Below are 20,398 nucleotides of genomic sequence, written 5' to 3' on the forward strand. Positions count from 1 at the left end.
TAAATATATGAATGTTATTATTATAGAAGATGAAAAACCAGCTGCTAGGCGTTTAAAAAGAATGCTTTCTGAATTAAATATTGAAGTTCAAACAATGTTGCATTCTGTTGAAGAATCTATTAATTGGTTTCAAAATAATAAACATCCCGATTTAATTTTTTTAGATATTCAATTATCTGATGGATTATCATTTGAAATTTTTGAAGAAATTGAGGTGAAATCAGCCATTATTTTTACAACTGCTTATGATGAATATGCATTAAAAGCATTTAAATTAAATTCGATAGATTATTTATTAAAGCCACTTGATGAAGACGAATTAAAGGTTGCGATTGATAAATTTAAAGAGCATCAACCTAAAAAATCAGATGTAAAAGTTAATATTGATGATATTCGAAAGTTGTTAATAAATCCTGTTGATAGAAAGTTTAAAAAACGATTTACAATTAAAGTTGGACAACATATAAAAATGATACCTATTAATGAAATTGTTTGTTTGTATTCAGAAAATAAAGCAACGTATATTCATGTAAACACAAATCGAAATTATTTAATAGATAATTCTTTAGAATATTGGGAAGAACATTTAAATCCTGAACATTTTTTTAGAGTAAATAGAACTTTTATCATCCGTATAAATGCAATAAAAGATATTATATCTTATACAAATTCTCGTTTAAAATTAGTGTTACATTTTTATGATGAATCAGAAATAATAGTAAGTAGAGAACGTGTAAAAGCTTTTAAAAATTGGATTGATTGATTTTTTATTACCGATATTTACAACTTTATATATTTTTTTTTATAAAGAGAATATCAGTATGAACAGAATTAAAACATTCTAAACTTAAGTAATGAATAAAATGATTTACTATATAATATCGTTACTAATATTAATTGTAATAGCTTTTAAAATTTTCGGTAATTCTGTTCCAAAGGATATTAATAAATATAAATTTCTCTTCAGAAATGACATATTCAGCAGTTCAAAAAAAGAAGGACAGAAAGGTAGTGGAATATATAAATTAGCTCCTGTAATGCGAGGAAAAGCTTACAAACCTTATTATGTTTACTTTCCTGAAAAAGAGCAATATTTAGTTTGTAGTCGTTTAGAGCCTTTTGGGTTTAGGCGTTACGATGCTTATGCGCCTCCTTTTAAAAAAGAAATAATTAGCCATGTTTTACTAAATAATAAAGGAGAGATAGTACAAAATTTTGATACTGAATTTAATTTTTCGCACCGTTCGGGTATCTTTTTTACACAGGATTTTTATATAAATTGGCTCGATTCGGGTGATACCACTAAGTTGTCTTATGCTGGTGTTTACAATAAAGATGTAAAAATGAATAAAATACAATTTGCGGATAAATTTCGTGAATTATACGCTAAATCAGATTATACAGAATATGTTAATTTACGTACAAAATATAGCGATGATATAGGAAAAGGTGTTGTTTTTAAAATAAAAAAAGAATGGCATATTTTACTTGATGCCGTAATGGATTCGCATATATATGCTGGTAATTTTAAAGAGAATGAAAAAACGGGAGTTGATAGTTATATCTATTCTTTAAAATTTGATTACAATGATCCAGATTATAAATTAACAAATCCTTATCCTCAATCGTCATCTTTGATTAAAAGTGTTTATTTAGAAACAAGTAATTCACGACCTTATCGGTTTAATAGTAACGTTACTAATGATGGTTTAAAGTTGGTGAAATATCAAAAATTGTCTTCTACTGGTTGGCAAGGTATTGCAGCGATTAAAGGAATTCCAATTTTTGTACCAGGTACTGGAGAAGGTATTGCTTATATGCAATACAAAATAGGGAATGAAACTATTCATTTTAAAATTCCAGATGTTATAAAATACGATTATCGTTCTGTTTATAATTTAGGTGTACGAACCTTTAAAATACCTACTGAATTACAAATTACTGAACCATTAGTTTTTATAGAATCAATCCAAAGTTTTGCGCATTACCAAAGAATAGGAGGAGGCGTTTATGTTGTAAAACCTTGCAAAATATCAGAATATATTTCTAGTTTACCTAAAGGTATTAGTGAAGAACGTTATGGTAAATTACCTCTATCATTACAGGTTGCCTTATTAGATTTAGAAGGTACAACCGAATTAAAAACTGAAAAGTGGTATCCAGAAATTAAACTTTTATCTAACCTGAAATATTTGAAAATTACAGGTATGATACCTATTTTACCTGATGATATTTCTGTACTTAAAAAGCTAGAGGTACTCGACCTTGGTAGCTGTAGAATAAATGATATTTCTGATAAAATAGCAGAGTTAAAGGAGTTAAAAGTTTTAAATCTTTTTTCAAATAATTTAAATGGTTTCCCTTTAGAAATTTGTAAATTAAAAGAACTTACCCATTTAAATATCGGTTTCAATAATATTGCTGAAATACCAAGTTGCATTTCTAACTTATCTAAGTTACGTGAGTTGAACTTATTATCTCTTGATTCGATATCGTTGCCCGAAACAATGGTTAACATGAAAGAATTAAGAATAAGACGAACTGAAAATTTAAAAGAAACATTATCTGAAAACTTTCATTTTCTATTTAAAGAATAGAGACAATAAATGTTGATTAATAATGTTTCTATACATTTATTTATTTATTCGTGTAAATATTTTTTTAGAAAAATTTAATACTGAAAAATTAGTTTTATTAACTAGTACTTCTTTTAATGATTGTTCTTTTTCTTTTTTCTCTAGATAAAAAGGGTCTTTATGAAATTCATAAATAAATTCTTTTGCAATATATTTATAACTACTCCATTCTTTTTTAATTTTTGAAGAATGGTTTTCAAGAGACCAAATTTGAAAATTGTTACTTTTAAAAAAGTGAAAAACAGTTGTTTCTAAATCTTCATGATTACGCTCTAAACCATGAATTAATCTCATAGATACTGTTTGCCATTTTAAAGAAAAATTTAACCACCACATATAATCGTATAAGGTAATTATTTCAAAAGGTGATTGCTTTATTACAGGGTTTATAAAATCAATAATTTGATTAGTAAATTTATCTGTACCTAATTTTCTAGAAATAATAAACTCTAAAATATCTTCATAAGGGCTAAAAGCATCACCTGTTATAACAGGATATTTAAGTTTATCACTACCAAAAAGTTGGTCGCCATGTTCGCCAGTTATAATAGTTTCTATTGGTTGAATATGATTAAAGATAGTTGTTTTAATCATTTCATAATTAAGCTTATTTTCAATAATATCATTAAAAAAAGTAGGATATTCTATAATAGATTCTTTTGAAAGTAAAATAGTTAATCGATTGATTTTATCAATATATTTTAATTCATTTATTAACGATATTAATGCTACGGTAGAATCAATTCCACCAGACCATAAAACCTTAATTTTTCCATGGGTAGTATCAATTATTTCACAAGCTCTTTCACTACATATTTCTGAAAATGTTTTTGATGTATTTGATATTTGAGGAATTTTATCTAATATAGTAAAATCAATTCCTGAATCTAAATTTTGTGTACGGTCAATTAAAGTAGCTCCAAAAAAAATACAACTTTGTAAGTAGATAGGATTTGCTTTTTTCTTAATTTCTTTATTATTGAATAATTGTTTTTTAGATAAATAGTAAATACTATTAAGATTTGACAAAGGCATCATGACGTATTTTTTTACAAGTATTCAAATATATTTTTAGCTTATCTTCTAATAATGATTTTTCAAAATCTCTAATAGAACCTGTATAAAGTCCTGAAAAATTAAATTTTTCAGCTTTTGTAGTAATTTGAAGCAGTAAAAATTTCTTTTTAAAAATCCAAAAACCATTTACAGCTTCTATAATCCAGATATTTTTCTTGCGGCTTACTTTGTAAGTTACATTATATTTTACCTGTTTTTTAGAGTGAGTTCCCGATTCATAATTAACAATTTTTTCTCTAATCAGGAAATCTCTTTTTTTAGTTTTACACATTTCATTAAAATCTTTAAGAAATACATTAACAATTTCATCAATTTTTTCGTTGCTCATTTATTAAATCATTATAGTACCGTTAAACATAGGGTGATTTTTCTCTATTGCACCAACAGAAGAAAAAATATGTAAAGGAATTGCAATTAAAGGCTTTTCTCTATCTGTTTCAAAATGATGAGGACACATTGGTTCAAGAATGCAAACTGAACCTGGTTTTAATTCTGTAATTATATTTTTATTTTCAATTCCAACAATACTTTTTCCAAACCCTTCAATAATTAAAACAACTCTAACAGTTGAATGAATATGATGCTCTTGCTCTTTACTAAAAGCAGGCATTTTTAAGTATTGTAATGTAGGGTCGCCTAATCTTATCGGTGGAAATAATTGTTTTGTAGAACAGCCATTTACGTAAGGTAAAGTGGTAACTCCTTCCATTGATATAGAAGCTTCAGGAGGCATATATCCTCGGATTACTGTTGCTAAATGAGTTGATTCAATTTTGCAAGGACCTTTTTTTACTTTAGCAAATTTTAAATCTTCATCAAAATAATATACGCAATCTCCAAGTTCTACTGTAATTGTATGATTTCCAATAAATGATTGAAAGAAGTAAAGTTGATTTGAATCACTTTTAAATATGCTAGGTGATTTAGTATCAAAGTAATGAACTCCAAATGTTTCGTTTGTCATTGATGTGTTTTTATTTATCATCAAATCTAAGAAAATTTAATCAACTTTTAAATTTATAAAAAACAGACGGTATAGTGTTATATTATAAGTTTTAAAAAAGAAATCACTTTACTTTTTATAGTAAAATGATTTCTTTAAAAAGTTTTTTTTGTTAAAAACTAATAAATATTAATAACAGGTTCTTTTAAAAGCATCGAAGAAATTTCATCAATAAATACATTGAAATGACTAGATGAATTATGAAAATCGACAGCAGTTTCATTTAGATATTCCTCGTAAAAAAGATACGCATTTTCGTTATAAATATCCTTGTGTAATCGATAGGTAATACAGCCTTCTTCTGCATTACTTTTAGTAACAATAGTTGCTGCTAAATTTAAAAATTTAGTTTCAAATTTTTTGTTGATGCTTATTTGTGCTACAATTGTTTTTTTCATGATGTTTATTTAAATTTAATAAGTAAAAGTAGTAGAATATTTACAAAAATATTTGTTAAAAAAAATGCTCTTAATCATGTTTTTGCGCTTTTATAAAATCTGAAATTAAATAACTAATAAATTTTCCTACTTGATTTATAGCAGAAGAATCTTGCATTACCGAAGGTGCTCCTTCACAAATATGAATATAACTAGCGTTTTTATTTTTAGCGAAATAATATACAAATTCACGAGCTTGTTGCGTTGTAAATCCGCTAGGAGTCATAGCACTACTCGGAAAATTTTGAATACAATCTAAATCTATTTCGATACCAAAAGGTTTTTCTTGAATAAAATTTTTGGCACGTAATAATTCATTTTCAAAAGGTATCGATTTATATATTTCTAACTCTTCATAAGTATTATATCCAATATTTATATTACTATGAATATAATCGAAAATATATTGAGGTGTGTAATTTTCATGCAAACCAAACATAAAATATTTATCTAAATACTTATTTTCAATAGCGTAAGAAAATCCGTTACCACTATGGCGTTCTTCTAATTTACGTAAATCAGTATGAGCATCTAAATTGATAACATTTATTGATTGATTTTTTCCTTCGGATAATCCTTTTAAATTACCATAAGCATTATTATGTCCGCCACCAATTATAATTGGAATCTTATTGTTTGTTATAATTATTTTGATGATATTAGATAATTCTTTATCGATAGCTTTTACTAATAAATCACCTTTTTCTCTATCAGTAGCATCAAAGTTTAAAACACTGTCTAAATAATCCAAATAGCCTAAAACAAGAATATCTTTTCCTTCTATAAATTGATTTTCCTGAATGTTTAAAAATGATTTTAAAGCAGGGATAAAAGCAGTATGTGCACCACCATTTCCGTAATTTATTTTTACTCCAATATCTTCAGGTACGCCAATAATAACAAATTTAGCCGTACAGTTTTGAAGTTTATCAATAGTTGAAATTGTTTGTATATGTTGTCCTATTTTTGTTTCTCCTTCACGTGGATTTACAAAATCGATTATATCTTTTTGAGAAAAAATTTGTAACATTTTAAATAGCTTTTCCGTTAATAAAAACAGTGTCAATTAATACTGAACCAAAGTTGTAAGGAATTGCACTGTAACTTAAAATTTCTTTTGTAATGATAAAATTAGCCTTTTTTCCTTTGGTAATACTTCCAACTTCTTCGGATAAATCCATTGCATAAGCACCGTTTATAGTTGCTGCATTTATGGCTTCTTCAGGAGTCATTTTCATTTTGATACAAGCGGTTGCAACTACAAAATTCATATTTCCAGAAGGCGTAGAACCTGGGTTAAAATCGGTTGCTAAAGCTAAAGGTAATCCTGCTTCAATAATTTTACGAGCAGGAGTATAAGGAATACTTAAAAAATAAGAACAAGATGGCAAAGCAACAGGCATCGTATTTGTGTCTTTTAATGTATTAATATCATCTATATTCATAATTTCTAAATGGTCAACAGACAAAGCATCATGTTTTACACTAACTTGAACTCCGCCAATAGTTGTAAACTGATTTACGTGTACTTTAGCTCTTAAGCCGTGTTTTTTACCAGCTTCTAAAATTCGGTCGGTATCTTTTACTGAAAAATAACCAGTTTCACAAAAAGCATCAATAAAATCAGCTAAATTTTCTTCGGATATTTTAGGTAACATTTCATTGATAATTAAATCAATATAACCGTTTTTATTATCTTTATATTCCTTCGGAAAAGCGTGTGCACCCAAAAAAGTTGCTTTAATAGAAAGTTGATAATTTTCTTTTAATTTTTTAATAACACGCAACATTTTTAATTCAGCATCAACTGTTAAACCATAACCCGATTTAATTTCAACAGCGCCCGTACCAAGTTTCATAATTTCCTCTAAACGAACCGCCGATTGTGTATATAAATTTTCTTCTGAGGTTTGTTGTAATTTTTTTGCGGAATTTAAAATCCCCCCGCCGTTATTGGCAATTTCCTCGTAGGTTAATCCGTTAATTCTATCTACAAATTCTTGTTCTCGGTTTCCTGCATACACAATATGCGTATGAGAATCACACCAAGTTGGAAGAATCATTTTGCCAGTGCAATCAATTTTTTTATCAAAATTCACGACTTTTAAATTATCTAATTTTTCCATTTTACCAAAATCAATAATTCTATCGTCTTTAATTAATAGAAAAGCGTTTTTTATCGTTGGTAAAATTCCCATTTCTTTTCCCGAAACTTTTTTAATAGAAGGTTCTCTAATCTGAATTAATTCTTTGATATTTATAAATAAAGTTTTCATCTGAGTTTCTTGATTTTGTGATACAAATTTACGCTAAAAAGGATAAAACTGTTTTTATTTATTAGAGATATGTTTTTTATTATAATTCTTTTTTAGTGTGTTTTTTCCTTGTTATTACTCGTGACGATAAGCGTAAGAAGTCGAAAATAGAAAATATTTTAGTTTTAGATAGTCATTTTTCACTCTTTTTAGGTTTTTTATTTAGCAGAAATATCATTTTGTGTAGTGGTTTAAAATTAGTATAAATGCCTAGCCCCGATTGTAGCAATTGTTTGAGCTCTCTGGCTTTTTTTAGCCAGAAGCGAGTGCGGAAAGCGGGAAATTGCTTCAAATAATTTATATTTTTTTTCGCTTTAATTTTGATGAAAAGTGGCTTGATTTTACGCCAAAAGAACAAACTTATTTTATTATTAAAATAAATTCATCAAAAAAAAACAATAAAAAAATTAGGATATTAACTTTTATTATTTGAATATTTGTGCTCACAAAGTTCAATAACTTATTGACAATGTTATCAAGAAAGGTGGAGGGATAGACCCTACGAAACCTTAGCAACCCTTTGTTTAAGTCAAAGAAGGTGCTAAATTCTACTTAATTTTAGATTCATTTATCTAAAATTGGATAGATAACTCAAAAGTAATTACTCCTCTGTAATTGCTATAATTCTTTATAACATTTTTCTAGTAAGTCCATCAATTTTTATTGATGCATTCAACTTTTGTTTTAATTTTTATTATCTCAAAAAACAAGAAAAATGAGTACACAAAATTTTGCAACCAACGCGTTGCACGCAGGACATGACGTAAAACAAACAGGAGGTACAAGAGCTGTTCCTATTTATCAAACAACATCGTATGTTTTTACTGATTCCGATCATGCAGCAAACCTTTTTTCATTAAAAGAATTAGGTTTCATTTACACACGTTTAAATAATCCTACCAATCAAATTTTACAAGAACGTTTAGCTAGTTTAGAAGGAGGAACAGGAGCTGTTGTTTTTGCATCAGGTACAGCAGCTATATCTACAGGGTTACTTACGTTATTAAAAGCAGGAGACCATATAGTTGCATCAAGTAGTTTATATGGTGGAACTTATAATTTATTAAATGTTACTTTACCTAGATTAGGTATTACAACTACTTTTGTTGATGCTTCTAATCCTGATAATTTTGGAAAAGCAGTACAAGAAAATACAAGAGCTTTTTTTGTAGAGTCATTAGGAAACCCTAAATTAGATGTATTAGACTTAAAAGCAATATCAGTACACGCTAAAAAGGCAGAAGTTCCTTTTATTGTAGATAATACTGTTGCTACACCAGCTTTATTAAATCCAATAGAACATGGTGCAAACATTGTAATTCATTCGTTAACTAAATATATTGGTGGTCAAGGAAATTCATTAGGTGGAGCAATTATTGATGCAGGAACTTTTAATTGGGCTAATGGTAAATTCCCTGAATTTACTGAGCCATCTGCAGGATATCATGGTTTAGTGTATAATGATGTTTTAGGAGCTGCTTCTTATACTTTTAAATTAATTTTAGAAGGATTACGCGATTTTGGAGGTGCTTTAAGTCCTACAAATGCGTTTAATATTATTCAAGGATTAGAAACCTTAAACATCAGAATAAAAAAACACAGTGAAAATGCTTTGGATTTAGCAAATTGGCTAGAAACACAAAGTGAAGTAGCTTGGGTTAATTATCCAGGCTTAGAAAGTAGTAAATATAAAATTTTAGCTGATGAATACTTACCAAAAGGACAAAGTGGTATTGTAACATTTGGTGTAAAAGGAGGTTATGAAGCTGCTAAGAAAATAGCAGATAATACAAAGCTTTTTTCATTATTAGCAAATATTGGAGATACAAAATCTTTAATTATTCATCCAGCAAGTACAACACATCAACAGTTAAGCGAAGAAGCACAACAAAGTGCTGGTGTTACTAATGACTTAATTCGTTTATCAGTAGGATTAGAAGATATAGAAGACTTAAAAACAGATTTAAAAGTATCTTTTTCAAACATATAAAATAACAATTTTATAAAACGAATGTATTGACTTTTATTTTTTTTGAAATAAAATTATATTCATATAAATCATTCGTTTTTATATTTAAAATATATCATCTTGACAAATAATTTATCTCATATAAAAATTGTAAATTTTACCACTGAGCGTGGTGTTCTTTTTAATGAAATTCCTTTAAGTTATGAGGTTTTTGGTAAAGAGTTGGGTACTGCTCCGGTAATATTAATTAATCATGCATTAACAGGTAATAGTAATGTTGCTAATCCAAAAGATGGCTGGTGGAAAGATTTAATAGGGAAAAACAAAGCTATTGATACGGCTGATTACTCTATTTTATGTTTTAATATTCCTGGAAATGGTTATGATAGTTTTTTAATAGATAATTATAAAGGTTTTATAGCTAGAGATATAGCAAATATATTTTTAAAAGGATTAGAACAGCTTAAAATAAAAGAATTATTTGCCTTAATAGGTGGTTCTTTAGGAGGTGGAATTGCTTGGGAAATGGCTGTTGTAAATCCGAAAATAACACAAAAATTAATACCAATAGCTACCGATTGGAAATCTACTGATTGGTTAATAGCTAATTGTCAAATTCAAGAACAGTTTTTACTTAATTCAAGTAATCCTGTGCATGATGCACGTATGCATGCAATGTTATGTTATAGAACGCCAAAATCTTTTAAAGAGCGTTTTCATCGTTCTAAAAATGAAGAACAAAAAATATTTAACGTAGAAAGTTGGTTATTGCATCATAGTAAAAAATTACAAGAGCGTTATCAATTAGCATCTTATAAATTAATGAATCAATTATTAAAAACAATTGATGTTACTAAAGGAGGAAATAATTTAGATATTTTAGAGAAAATAGAAGCTGATATTCATATTATTGGTGTTGATTCTGATTTGTTTTTTACAGCTGAAGAAAATAGAGAAACTCAAAAAGAATTAGCATTAGTGCATTCGAATGTAACTTATAACGAGATAAATTCGGTACACGGACACGATGCTTTTTTAATGGAATATGAGCAGTTAGAAAAAATAATTACTCCTATTTTTAATCCAAATTCAAAAAAAAGAAAAATGAAAATATTAAAGTTTGGCGGAAAATCGTTATCAAATAACGGCATTAGTAATGTAATTTCTATTATTGAAGAAAAAGTAAATAATCAAGAAAAAATAGCTATTGTAGTTTCGGCAAGAGGTAATGCTACTGATGAATTAGAGAATATATTAAATAAATCAGCAAAAAATATAGCGTATCAAGAGGAGTTTGAAGCTTTTAAATATGAGCAATCAAAATTAACACCATTAGTTGATTTTTCATCAGAATTTACTCGCTTAGAAAAACTTTTTGAAGGAGTTAGTTTATTAGGTGATTTTAGTGAAAAAATAAAAGATGAGGTTTTAGCACAAGGAGAGCTTTTATCAATAAAAACAGTAGAAGAGCTTTTAAAACAAAAAGGAATAGAAGCAAATGCTACGGATGCTAGAACGTTAATAAAAACAGATGATAATTTTGGAAATGCACAACCAATTATAAATACATCAAAAGATAATGTTGTTGCCTACTTTAAAAATAATAAAGATGTTATAAATATTGTAACAGGTTTTGTCGCTTCTAATTCAAAAGGAGAAACAACTACTTTAGGTAGAAATGGTAGTAATTATACAGCATCATTATTAGCAAATTTTTTAGATGCAGGTGAATTACAAAATTATACACATGTTGATGGTATTTTTACAGCAAATCCTGATTTAGTTGCTGATGCAAAAAAAATAGAAGAACTATCTTTTTCTGAAGCTAATGAGTTAGCTAATTTTGGAGCTAATATTTTACATGCAAAAACAATTGTACCGTTATTAGAAAAGAATATTAATTTACGTATTTTAAACACTTTTAAACCTGAAGATAAAGGAACTTTAATAACATCTAAATCAAGTTCAAAAGGGATAAAATCATTATCTGTTTTAGATGATGTAGCTTTATTAAACTTTGAAGGTAGAGGTTTATTAGGTAAAGTAGGAGTAGATGCACGTATTTTTAGAGCTTTAAGTAATAGTGGAATTAGTGTAAGTATTATTTCGCAAGGTTCATCAGAAAGAGGTATTGGTTTGGTTATCAATAAAGATAAAGCTCAAGATGCTGTTAACGCATTAGAGCAAGAATTTGAAGGTGATTTTTATACAAAAGATGTAAATCAAATATCTATTGTTGATGATGTTTCTGTTATATCAATTGTTGGTCAAGATTTAAGTGAGTTTCATTTACCATATAATGCATTAATTAAAAATCAGATAGTTCCTTTATTATTTAATAATACTATTTCTGGTAAAAATGTATGTTTAGTTGTAAAAAAAGAACAATTAAATAAAGCATTAAATGTAATTCACGGACAAGTTTTTGGGGTTGCTAAAAAAATAAATTTAGCCATTTTTGGTAAAGGTTTAGTTGGTGGTACATTAATTAATCAGATTATAGAAAATACTAAATCGGTATTAGAAAGAAAAAAAATACAGCTGAATATTTTTGCAATAGCAGGTTCTAAAAAGGTTTTATTAAATCAGAAAGGAATTAATGAAAATTGGGAAGAAGATTTAGAAAATAGTACAGATGTATCATCTATAAATACTATTATCGATTTTGCAAAACAACATCACTTAGGAAACTTAATAGCTGTTGATAATACTGCAAGTGCAGATTTTATTGAAAATTATATTCCTTTAATTGAAGCAGGTTTCGATTTAGTATCTTCAAATAAAATAGCAAATACAGTAGCACATAGTTTTTATAAAGAATTAAGAAGTACTTTAGAGGAGAATAATAAATCATACTTATACGAAACAAATGTAGGGGCAGGTTTACCGTTAATTGATACGATTAAATTATTACATGATTCAGGTGAAAATATTACTCGAATTAGAGGTGTTTTCTCAGGATCATTAAGTTATTTATTTAATACTTTTTCTGCGGATGATGTCGCCTTTTCTGAAACACTTCAAGAGGCAATTGACCAAGGATTTACTGAGCCAGATCCTAGAGAAGATTTATGCGGAAATGATGTTGCTAGAAAATTATTGATTTTAGCAAGAGAATTAGATTTAGAAAATGAATTTGATGATATTATTATCGAAAATTTAATTCCAGAAGAATTTAGAGAAACTCCATCTGAAGAATTTTTATTAAATTTAAAAGCCTTAAATAAAACTTTTCAAGATAAAAAAGAAGCTCAAGAACCAGCGCATGTATTGCGTTATATTGGTGATTTGTCAGGAGATTTATCTAAAGAAAAAGGAAGTTTAGAGGTGAAATTAGTTTCTGTTCCAACAAGTTCTCCATTAGGAAGTTTAAAAGGTTCAGATGCTATTTTTGAAATATATACAGAGTCTTATGGAGAACAACCAATTGTTATTCAGGGGGCTGGTGCAGGAGCAAATGTAACAGCAAGAGGAGTTTTTGGTGATATTTTAAGATTAGCAAAAAATAACAATTAGGAACGAAGAGTCATTTGAATATACTAGGTTTTGTGTAATCTAGCTTTATAAAAAAATAAATAAATATGAGTAAAAATTTTGAAACCCAAGCGATAAGAACCCAAACAGAACGCTCGCAGTTTTCTGAACATTCTACACCTTTATATGTAACTTCTAGTTTTGTATTTGATGATGCTGAAGATATGCGTGCTTCTTTTGCTGAGGAAAAAGAGAAAAATTTATACAGTCGTTTTTCTAATCCTAATACAACTGAATTTGTAGATAAAATTGTAACGATGGAAAAAGCTGAAGCAGGATATGCTTTTGCTACAGGTATGGCAGCTGTTTTTTCTACTTTCGGAGCTTTATTAAGTGCTGGAGATCATATTGTATCTTGTAGATCGGTATTTGGCTCAACACATACTTTATTTACCAAATATTTTCCAAAATGGAATATTGAAACTAGTTATTTTAAAATAACAGAAGTTGAAAAAATTGAAGGTTTAATTCAACCAAATACAAAAATATTATATGCTGAGACTCCTACTAATCCAGGTGTAGATATTATTGATTTAGAGTTACTTGGTAAGATAGCAAAAAAACATAATTTATTATTAGTAATAGATAATTGTTTTGCTACACCATATTTACAAAATCCTATTGATTTTGGAGCAGATTTAGTAATACATTCTGCAACAAAATTAATTGATGGTCAAGGAAGAGTTTTAGGAGGTGTAACTGTTGGTAAGGCAGATTTAATACGTGAAATTTATTTATTTTCAAGAAATACAGGTCCTGCAATGTCACCTTTTAATGCATGGGTATTATCTAAAAGTTTAGAAACATTAAGTATTCGTGTAGAAAAACATTGTGAAAATGCCTTAAAAGTTGCGGAGTTTTTAGAAGCACATCCGAAGGTTAATTTAGTGAAATATCCGTTTTTAAAATCACACCCAAAATATGAAATCGCCAAAAAACAAATGCGTTTAGGAGGTAATATTGTTGCTTTTGAAGTAAAAGGAGGTATAGAAGCTGGTCGTAAGTTTTTAAATGCTATAAAAATGTGTTCTTTATCAGCTAATTTAGGAGATACAAGAACAATAGTTACACATCCTGCATCTACAACTCATAGTAAATTAAGTGTTGAAGATAGGTTAGAAGTAGGTATTACTGATGGCTTAGTTAGGTGTTCTGTAGGTTTAGAAAATGTAGTAGATGTAATTAATGATTTAAAACAGGCTCTAGAAAATTAAGAATTAAATAAAAAGTGTATTTTTGTAATATGCTTTCTAAAAAAACAAAATATGGAATAAAAGCACTTGCTTATATAGCTAGGCAAGAGCAAGGTTGCAAAGTGCAAGTAGCTACTATTGCAAAAGAAGAAAATATTTCACATAAATATTTAGAAAGTATATTACTTACTTTAAAAAAATCAGGTTTTTTAGGTGCTAAAAAAGGTAAAGGAGGTGGTTACTATATGTTAAAAGAAGCTTCTGAAATTAATATGACTGATGTTATTAGAACTTTAGAAGGACCAATAGCAATGTTACCTTGTGTTAGTTTAAATTACTATGAGAAATGTAGTGATTGCCCTGATGAAGATGCTTGCTCTGTGCATAAATTAATGATTCAAGTAAGAGATAATACACTACAAGTCCTTAAAAATAATACACTTGCCGATTTAGTATAAATTATTACAAATCTTATTATTTTGTGAATTTAAGACAACTTTTTTTAATTATTACAAATGAATTTATATATTTGTCGAATATTAAAACCTAGTTACCCGATAGGGAAATAGTATTTTGAAATGATTATAGAGCAATTAATAAAAAGTAAGAAAACTAATAAGACTAACGAAATTTCTGAAAATCCAGTTAGAAGCCTTGTTAAATCTGTAAGTTGGAGAGTAATAGGTACTATAGATACAGTTATAATTTCTTGGTTAATAACAGGTGAATTAGCATTAGCTTTTTCTATAGGAAGTATAGAGTTAGTTACAAAAATGGTTTTGTACTTTTTTCATGAAAGAGCTTGGAATAAAATAAAATGGGGAAAATAATGAGTTTAGATACAGAGTTAGATTTAGAAAAATTAAATAAAGATTTAGGTAAATTAAGTCCTAAAAAAATTATTGAATGGGCACTTTCTATAGCAAAGAAAGCAGTTGTAACAACTAATTTTAGACCTTATGAAGGCGCTATTTTACAAGCTGTATCTTCTGTTAAAAAAGATGTAGAAGTTATATGGTGTGATACAGGTTATAATACACCTCAAACATATAAACATGCTGAAACTTTAATTGACAGCTTAGGTTTAAATATTCAATTATATGTACCCAAACAAACAGTAGCACATAGAAATGTTACTTTAGGTTTGCCTAGTATTGATGATCCTAAACATGTTCTTTTTACTGAACAAGTAAAATTAGAGCCGTTTAAAAGAGCAATGAAAATTCATAAACCAGATGTTTGGTTTACAAATTTAAGAAAAGGGCAAACTGCTTTTAGAGATAGTATTGATATTGTATCTAAAAGTAATGATGGAACTTTAAAAGTAAGTCCATTTTATAATTGGTCGGATGAAGATTTAGACGGTTATTTAGCGGAAAATAAAATACCTAATGAATTTAAGTATTTTGACCCAACAAAAGTAGAAAGTAACAGAGAATGTGGTTTACATATCTAATAATATTATTATGAATACAGATACAATAAAAGTAGGAGCATTAGAAAGCGAAGCTATATATATATTTAGAGAAGTTGTCGCGCAATTTGAAAAACCAGTATTATTATTTTCTGGAGGAAAAGATAGTATTACTTTAGTAAGACTTGCTCAAAAAGCATTTTATCCTGCTAAAATACCTTTTCCTTTAATGCATATTGATACAGGACATAACTTTCCTGAAACAATTGAATTTAGAGATCGTTTAGCTAAAGAATTAGGTGTTGAATTAATCGTAAGAAACGTTCAAGATAATATTGATAACGGAAAAGTTAAAGAAGAAACAGGTAAATACGCAAGTAGAAACATGTTACAAACTGAAACGTTATTAGATGCAATTGAAGAATTCGGATTTGATGCTTGTATCGGTGGTGCTCGTAGAGATGAAGAAAAAGCAAGAGCTAAAGAACGTATTTTTTCTGTAAGAGATGATTTCGGACAATGGGATGAAAGAAATCAACGTCCTGAGTTATTTGATATTTTAAATGGAAGAATTGATTTAGGTCAAAACGTACGTGTTTTCCCTATTTCAAATTGGACAGAATTAGATGTTTGGAGTTATATACAAAAAGAAGCTATTGAAATTCCTTCAATTTATTTTGCTCACAAAAGAAAAACATTTGTTCGTGATGGTATGATTTGGTCTGCTGAGGATGATGTTGTTTATCGTGAAGAAGATGAGGTTGTTGAAGAACGTATGGTTCGTTTCCGTACTGTAGGAGATATGTCTTGTACAGCAGCTGTGTTATCTGACGCTGTTAGTATTGATAAAGTAGTATCGGAAATTAGAGTTTCTACCATTTCTGAAAGAGGTGCTAGAATTGATGATAAACGATCGGAAGCAGCAATGGAAAAACGTAAACAACAAGGTTATTTTTAATAGAAAATAACTATTAAGTTTAATAATTGTTAGTATATAATTAAAAAGAATACAAACTAGGCTTATAGTTTACTAAAAGCCAATAGCATAATAAAATGAACGTATTAAAAATAGCAACAGCAGGAAGTGTAGATGACGGTAAAAGTACCTTAATTGGTCGTATTTTATATGATACCAAATCTTTAACAGATGATAAGCTTGAAGCAATTGAAGAAAAAAGTAAACAAAGAGGTTTTGATTACTTAGATTTTTCATTAGCAACTGATGGTTTAGTAGCTGAACGTGAACAAGGAATTACAATAGATGTTGCACACATTTATTTTTCTACACCAAAAACTAGTTTCATTATTGCTGATACACCAGGGCATATTGAGTATACTAGAAACATGGTTACAGGAGCTTCTAATTCGCAAGCTTCAATTGTTTTAATTGATGCTAGAAATGGTGTAGTTGAACAAACGTATCGTCACTTTTTTATCAACACTTTACTAAGAGTTAAAGATGTTGTAATTGCTGTTAATAAAATGGATTTAGTAGGTTTTTCTGAAGAAAAATTTAATGAAATCAAAAAAGAAATAGAATATTTAGCAAGTAAAAGTGCTTATAAAAATCAGAAATTAACGTTTATTCCTATTTCTGCTTTAAAAGGTGATAATGTTGTAACAGGATCAGATAAAATGTCTTGGTATAAAGGTGAAACTTTATTAAATCATTTAGAGACTTTAGAATTTGATGATGTTGCCGAAGCGTCTCAAACACGTTTTCCAATACAAACAGTTATCAGACCTAAAACTGAAGAATATCACGATTTTAGAGGATATGCTGGGAAAATTTATGGAGGTGATTTAGCTGTTGGAGATACTATTACAGTATTGCCATCAGGAACAAAATCAAAAGTAAAAACTATTCAATTTTTTGATAAAGAATACTCAAAAGTAAAAAGAGGAAGCTCAATTACAATTACCTTAGAAGATAATATTAATATCAGTAGAGGTGATATGTTAGTAAAAGAAAATGAAGAACCAACAGTTGCAAAAGAATTAAGCGCAACAATTTGTTGGATGGATAAAACGCCTTTACAAGCTTCATCAAAATATATTATAAAACATGGTGTTAATGAAGTGAAAGCTAAAATTAATACATTAACATCTATAATTAAAACTGATTTTTCTGGAAAACAAGAAAATCCATCAGAATTAGTATTGAACGAAATAGGAGAAGTTACTTTAAAAGTAAGTAAACCATTATTTTTCGACAGTTATAGTAAAAACAAAGCAAACGGTTCTTTTATATTGATCGATCCAAAAACGAATAACACAGCCGGTGTCGGTTTTATTCAATAATTAAAAAAGAATAAGTAATTATGGCAATTATAATAACCGATGAGTGCATCAATTGTGGTGCTTGTGAGCCAGAATGTCCAAATACAGCAATCTATGAAGGTGATGTAGAATGGAAATATAGTGAAGGAACTTCATTAGAAGGAAATATAAAGTTACCAAACGGAGAACAGGTTGATGCAGACGCAGAACAAGAACCAGTATCTGATGAGTTTTACTTTATAGCACCAGACAAGTGTACAGAATGTGTAGGTTTTCATGAAGAACCACAATGTGCTGCTGTTTGTCCTGTTGATTGTTGTGTACCAGATGACGCAATAGTTGAAACAGAAGAAGAGCTTTTAGATAAACAAAAGTTTTTACACAATTAAATAATAATGCTTATACCAAGCTGATAAGTAATAAAATTATGCAAAGTTTTAGATCAGAAATAGAGAACCCAATTGTAGAAAAAGATATTCTAGAATTAGAACGTAAAATCCAACTTTTTAAAGAAGGGCAAATTGATGAAGAGCGTTTTCGTAGTTTACGATTAGCCAGAGGAGTTTACGGACAACGTCAATTAGGTGTTCAAATGATTCGTATTAAATTACCTTACGGTAAAGTTAGTAGCGAACAATTACATAGAATAGCAGATGTTTCAGACGAGTATTCTCGTGGTCGTTTGCATATTACAACGCGTCAAGATATCCAAATTCATTATGTGAGTTTAGATAGAACTCCAGAGTTATGGGCGCAGTTAGAAAAAGATGATATTACTTTACGTGAAGCTTGTGGTAACGCAGTTAGAAATGTAACAGCATCGGAAACAGCAGGTATTGATGTAGATGAACCTTTTGATGTATCGCCATACGCAGATGCTACTTTTAAATTTTTCTTAAGAAACCCAATTTGTCAAGAAATGGGTAGAAAATTTAAAATGTCATTTTCAGCTACGGATGAAGATACTGCATTGAGTTTTATGCACGATTTAGGATTTATCGCCAAAATAAAAAATATTGACGGTAAAGATGTTAAAGGATTCAAAGTATTATTAGGTGGTGGATTAGGTTCACAACCTCGTCATGCTGATGTAATTTATGAATTTTTACCAGCAGATTTATTAATACCTACTATTGAAGGTGTTTTACGTGTATTTGATAGACATGGTGAGCGTGCTAAAAGAGCAAAAGCACGTTTAAAGTTTTTAATAAAAGATTTAGGTGTTGAAGCTTTTTTACAATTAGTTAAAGAAGAGCAAAAATCATTTGCATACAGCACTTATCCAGTAGATACTACTGCTTTTGAGCAAGAAATTACATTTGAAACTGCTGAAATTCCTTCAGTAACTATCGATGATGAAGAAAGCTATAACAAATGGAAGCAATCAAATGTTATCGAGCAGAAGCAAGCAGGTTTATTTGCTATTGGAATTAAAGTTCATTTAGGTGATTTTTATACTGATAAAGCACGTTTATTAGCTGATTTAATCAAAAAATATGGTGCAAATGAATTACGTTTTACTTTACGTCAAAACATATTAATTCGTCATATTCGTGAAGAATCATTACCTTTCTTTTATACTGAATTAAATAAGTTAGGATTTACAGAAGCAGGTTATAATAGCTTAAATGATATTACAGCTTGTCCTGGAACAGATACTTGTAACTTAGGTATTTCTAGTAGTACAGGTATTGCTGCAGAATTAGAGCGTGTTTTAAAATCAGAATATCCTGATTATGTAAACAACAAAGATCTTGCTATTAAAATTAGTGGATGTATGAATGCTTGTGGTCAGCATAATATGGCACACATTGGTTATCAAGGAATGTCTGTAAAAGTTGGTAATTTATTAGCTCCTGCTTTACAAGTTTTAATTGGTGGTGGTGTTGTTGGTGATGGACAAGGTCGTTTTTCTGATAAATTAGTAAAAATACCAAGTAAAAGAGGTCCAGAATCTTTACGTATTTTATTAAATGATTTTGAAAATAATAAAGATGAGGATGAAGATTTCTTAGCTTATTATGATAGACAAGGTAAAACTTATTTCTATGATTCATTAAAGCATTTATCAGATACAACAAACTTAACTGAAGATGATTTTATTGATTGGGGACATGATAAAAATTATGTAAAAGCTATTGGAGTTGGTGAATGTGCTGGTGTTGTTATCGATTTAATCGCTACACTTTTATTTGAAAGTGAAGAGAAAATTGAAAATGCAGGTGCAGCTTTCGATGAAAAACAATGGTCAGATAGTATTTATCATTCATATTCAGCAATTGTTAATACAGCAAAAGCTTTATTAACTGCTGAAGGAGAAAAAACAAATACACAAGCAGGAATTATAACTAATTTTGATAAAGTATTTGTTGAAACAAACAAAATATCTTTACCTGTATCAACTTCTTTTACTGAGTTTATATATCAATTAAAAGAAAACGAACCTACTGAAGCATTTGCTAGCGAATATTTAGCAAATACAAAAGCTTTTTATAAAGCAGTAGATTCTTACAGAAAATTAGCATTAGAAAACTAAAAGT

General features: G+C 28.5%; 18 protein-coding genes and 1 riboswitch. Of the genes, 12 read left to right on the forward strand and 6 right to left on the reverse strand.

What is annotated here, in order from left to right; genetic code table 11:
• Positions 1-7: 7 nt before the first annotated feature.
• Together AB0T67_RS00680 and AB0T67_RS00685 are read left to right on the forward strand one after the other, a co-directional pair.
• Positions 8-763, forward strand: coding sequence for a LytR/AlgR family response regulator transcription factor (locus AB0T67_RS00680; protein ID WP_369218705.1), 756 nt, complete (start codon positions 8-10; stop codon positions 761-763).
• 100 nt (positions 764-863) lie between these two features.
• Positions 864-2,597 (forward strand): leucine-rich repeat domain-containing protein, encoded by a 1,734-nt coding sequence (locus tag AB0T67_RS00685; protein ID WP_369218706.1) that lies wholly within the window; start codon positions 864-866, stop codon positions 2,595-2,597.
• A gap of 36 nt (positions 2,598-2,633) precedes the next feature.
• Here the strand turns inward: AB0T67_RS00685 and AB0T67_RS00690 are convergent, their stop codons facing one another.
• The 6 genes from AB0T67_RS00690 to hutI all read right to left on the reverse strand — a co-directional run bounded on the left by AB0T67_RS00690 (position 2,634) and on the right by hutI (position 7,429).
• On the reverse strand, positions 2,634-3,674 hold the full coding sequence (locus tag AB0T67_RS00690) for a hypothetical protein (protein ID WP_369218707.1): 1,041 nt from the start codon (positions 3,672-3,674) through the stop codon (positions 2,634-2,636).
• On the reverse strand, positions 3,652-4,041 hold the full coding sequence (locus tag AB0T67_RS00695) for a hypothetical protein (protein ID WP_369218708.1): 390 nt from the start codon (positions 4,039-4,041) through the stop codon (positions 3,652-3,654). Before AB0T67_RS00695 ends, AB0T67_RS00690 begins: the two co-directional genes overlap by 23 nt.
• Before the next feature lie 3 nt (positions 4,042-4,044).
• Positions 4,045-4,677, reverse strand: coding sequence for a hypothetical protein (locus AB0T67_RS00700; RefSeq protein ID WP_369218709.1), 633 nt, complete (start codon positions 4,675-4,677; stop codon positions 4,045-4,047).
• A gap of 158 nt (positions 4,678-4,835) precedes the next feature.
• Complete coding sequence (locus AB0T67_RS00705; RefSeq protein WP_369218710.1) at positions 4,836-5,114, reverse strand: putative quinol monooxygenase; 279 nt, start codon at positions 5,112-5,114, stop codon at positions 4,836-4,838.
• Between the two features lie 70 nt (positions 5,115-5,184).
• Positions 5,185-6,183 carry a formimidoylglutamase gene (locus AB0T67_RS00710; RefSeq protein WP_369218711.1) on the reverse strand — a complete coding sequence of 333 codons (999 nt, stop codon included), beginning with the start codon at positions 6,181-6,183 and terminating at the stop codon, positions 5,185-5,187.
• A 1-nt stretch (position 6,184) separates the two neighbouring features.
• Positions 6,185-7,429: an imidazolonepropionase gene (hutI, locus tag AB0T67_RS00715; RefSeq protein WP_369218712.1), complete on the reverse strand. Its 1,245-nt coding sequence runs from the start codon at positions 7,427-7,429 to the stop codon at positions 6,185-6,187.
• Positions 7,430-7,937: 508 nt separating this feature from the next.
• Positions 7,938-8,061: riboswitch (SAM riboswitch) on the forward strand.
• Between the two features lie 122 nt (positions 8,062-8,183).
• Between hutI and AB0T67_RS00720 the strand changes: the two genes are divergently transcribed.
• The 10 genes from AB0T67_RS00720 to AB0T67_RS00765 all read left to right on the forward strand — a co-directional run bounded on the left by AB0T67_RS00720 (position 8,184) and on the right by AB0T67_RS00765 (position 20,394).
• Positions 8,184-9,458: an O-acetylhomoserine aminocarboxypropyltransferase/cysteine synthase family protein gene (locus tag AB0T67_RS00720; protein WP_369218713.1), complete on the forward strand. Its 1,275-nt coding sequence runs from the start codon at positions 8,184-8,186 to the stop codon at positions 9,456-9,458.
• 99 nt (positions 9,459-9,557) lie between these two features.
• Complete coding sequence (thrA, locus tag AB0T67_RS00725; protein WP_369218714.1) at positions 9,558-12,953, forward strand: bifunctional aspartate kinase/homoserine dehydrogenase I; 3,396 nt, start codon at positions 9,558-9,560, stop codon at positions 12,951-12,953.
• A gap of 65 nt (positions 12,954-13,018) precedes the next feature.
• The gene (locus AB0T67_RS00730; RefSeq protein ID WP_369218715.1) at positions 13,019-14,185 is read left to right on the forward strand and encodes a trans-sulfuration enzyme family protein; all 1,167 of its coding nucleotides are present in this window, start codon (positions 13,019-13,021) and stop codon (positions 14,183-14,185) included.
• 29 nt (positions 14,186-14,214) lie between these two features.
• On the forward strand, positions 14,215-14,622 hold the full coding sequence (locus AB0T67_RS00735; RefSeq protein ID WP_271232150.1) for an RrF2 family transcriptional regulator: 408 nt from the start codon (positions 14,215-14,217) through the stop codon (positions 14,620-14,622).
• Between the two features lie 120 nt (positions 14,623-14,742).
• Complete coding sequence (locus AB0T67_RS00740; protein WP_369218716.1) at positions 14,743-14,994, forward strand: DUF2061 domain-containing protein; 252 nt, start codon at positions 14,743-14,745, stop codon at positions 14,992-14,994.
• Positions 14,994-15,620 carry a phosphoadenosine phosphosulfate reductase domain-containing protein gene (locus AB0T67_RS00745; RefSeq protein WP_369218717.1) on the forward strand — a complete coding sequence of 209 codons (627 nt, stop codon included), beginning with the start codon at positions 14,994-14,996 and terminating at the stop codon, positions 15,618-15,620. The genes AB0T67_RS00740 and AB0T67_RS00745 overlap by 1 nt, the downstream gene beginning before the upstream one ends.
• Positions 15,621-15,630: 10 nt before the next feature.
• Positions 15,631-16,536, forward strand: a complete 906-nt coding sequence (cysD, locus tag AB0T67_RS00750) for a sulfate adenylyltransferase subunit CysD (RefSeq protein WP_271230143.1) — start codon at positions 15,631-15,633, stop codon at positions 16,534-16,536.
• Between the two features lie 95 nt (positions 16,537-16,631).
• Positions 16,632-17,879 carry a sulfate adenylyltransferase subunit 1 gene (locus tag AB0T67_RS00755; protein WP_369218718.1) on the forward strand — a complete coding sequence of 416 codons (1,248 nt, stop codon included), beginning with the start codon at positions 16,632-16,634 and terminating at the stop codon, positions 17,877-17,879.
• Between the two features lie 20 nt (positions 17,880-17,899).
• Complete coding sequence (locus AB0T67_RS00760; protein ID WP_369218719.1) at positions 17,900-18,247, forward strand: 4Fe-4S dicluster domain-containing protein; 348 nt, start codon at positions 17,900-17,902, stop codon at positions 18,245-18,247.
• 38 nt (positions 18,248-18,285) lie between these two features.
• Positions 18,286-20,394, forward strand: a complete 2,109-nt coding sequence (locus AB0T67_RS00765) for a nitrite reductase (RefSeq protein ID WP_369218720.1) — start codon at positions 18,286-18,288, stop codon at positions 20,392-20,394.
• Positions 20,395-20,398 lie beyond the last annotated feature (4 nt).

Source organism: Tenacibaculum salmonis (assembly GCF_041053065.1).
Classification (GTDB): domain Bacteria; phylum Bacteroidota; class Bacteroidia; order Flavobacteriales; family Flavobacteriaceae; genus Polaribacter; species Polaribacter pacificus_A.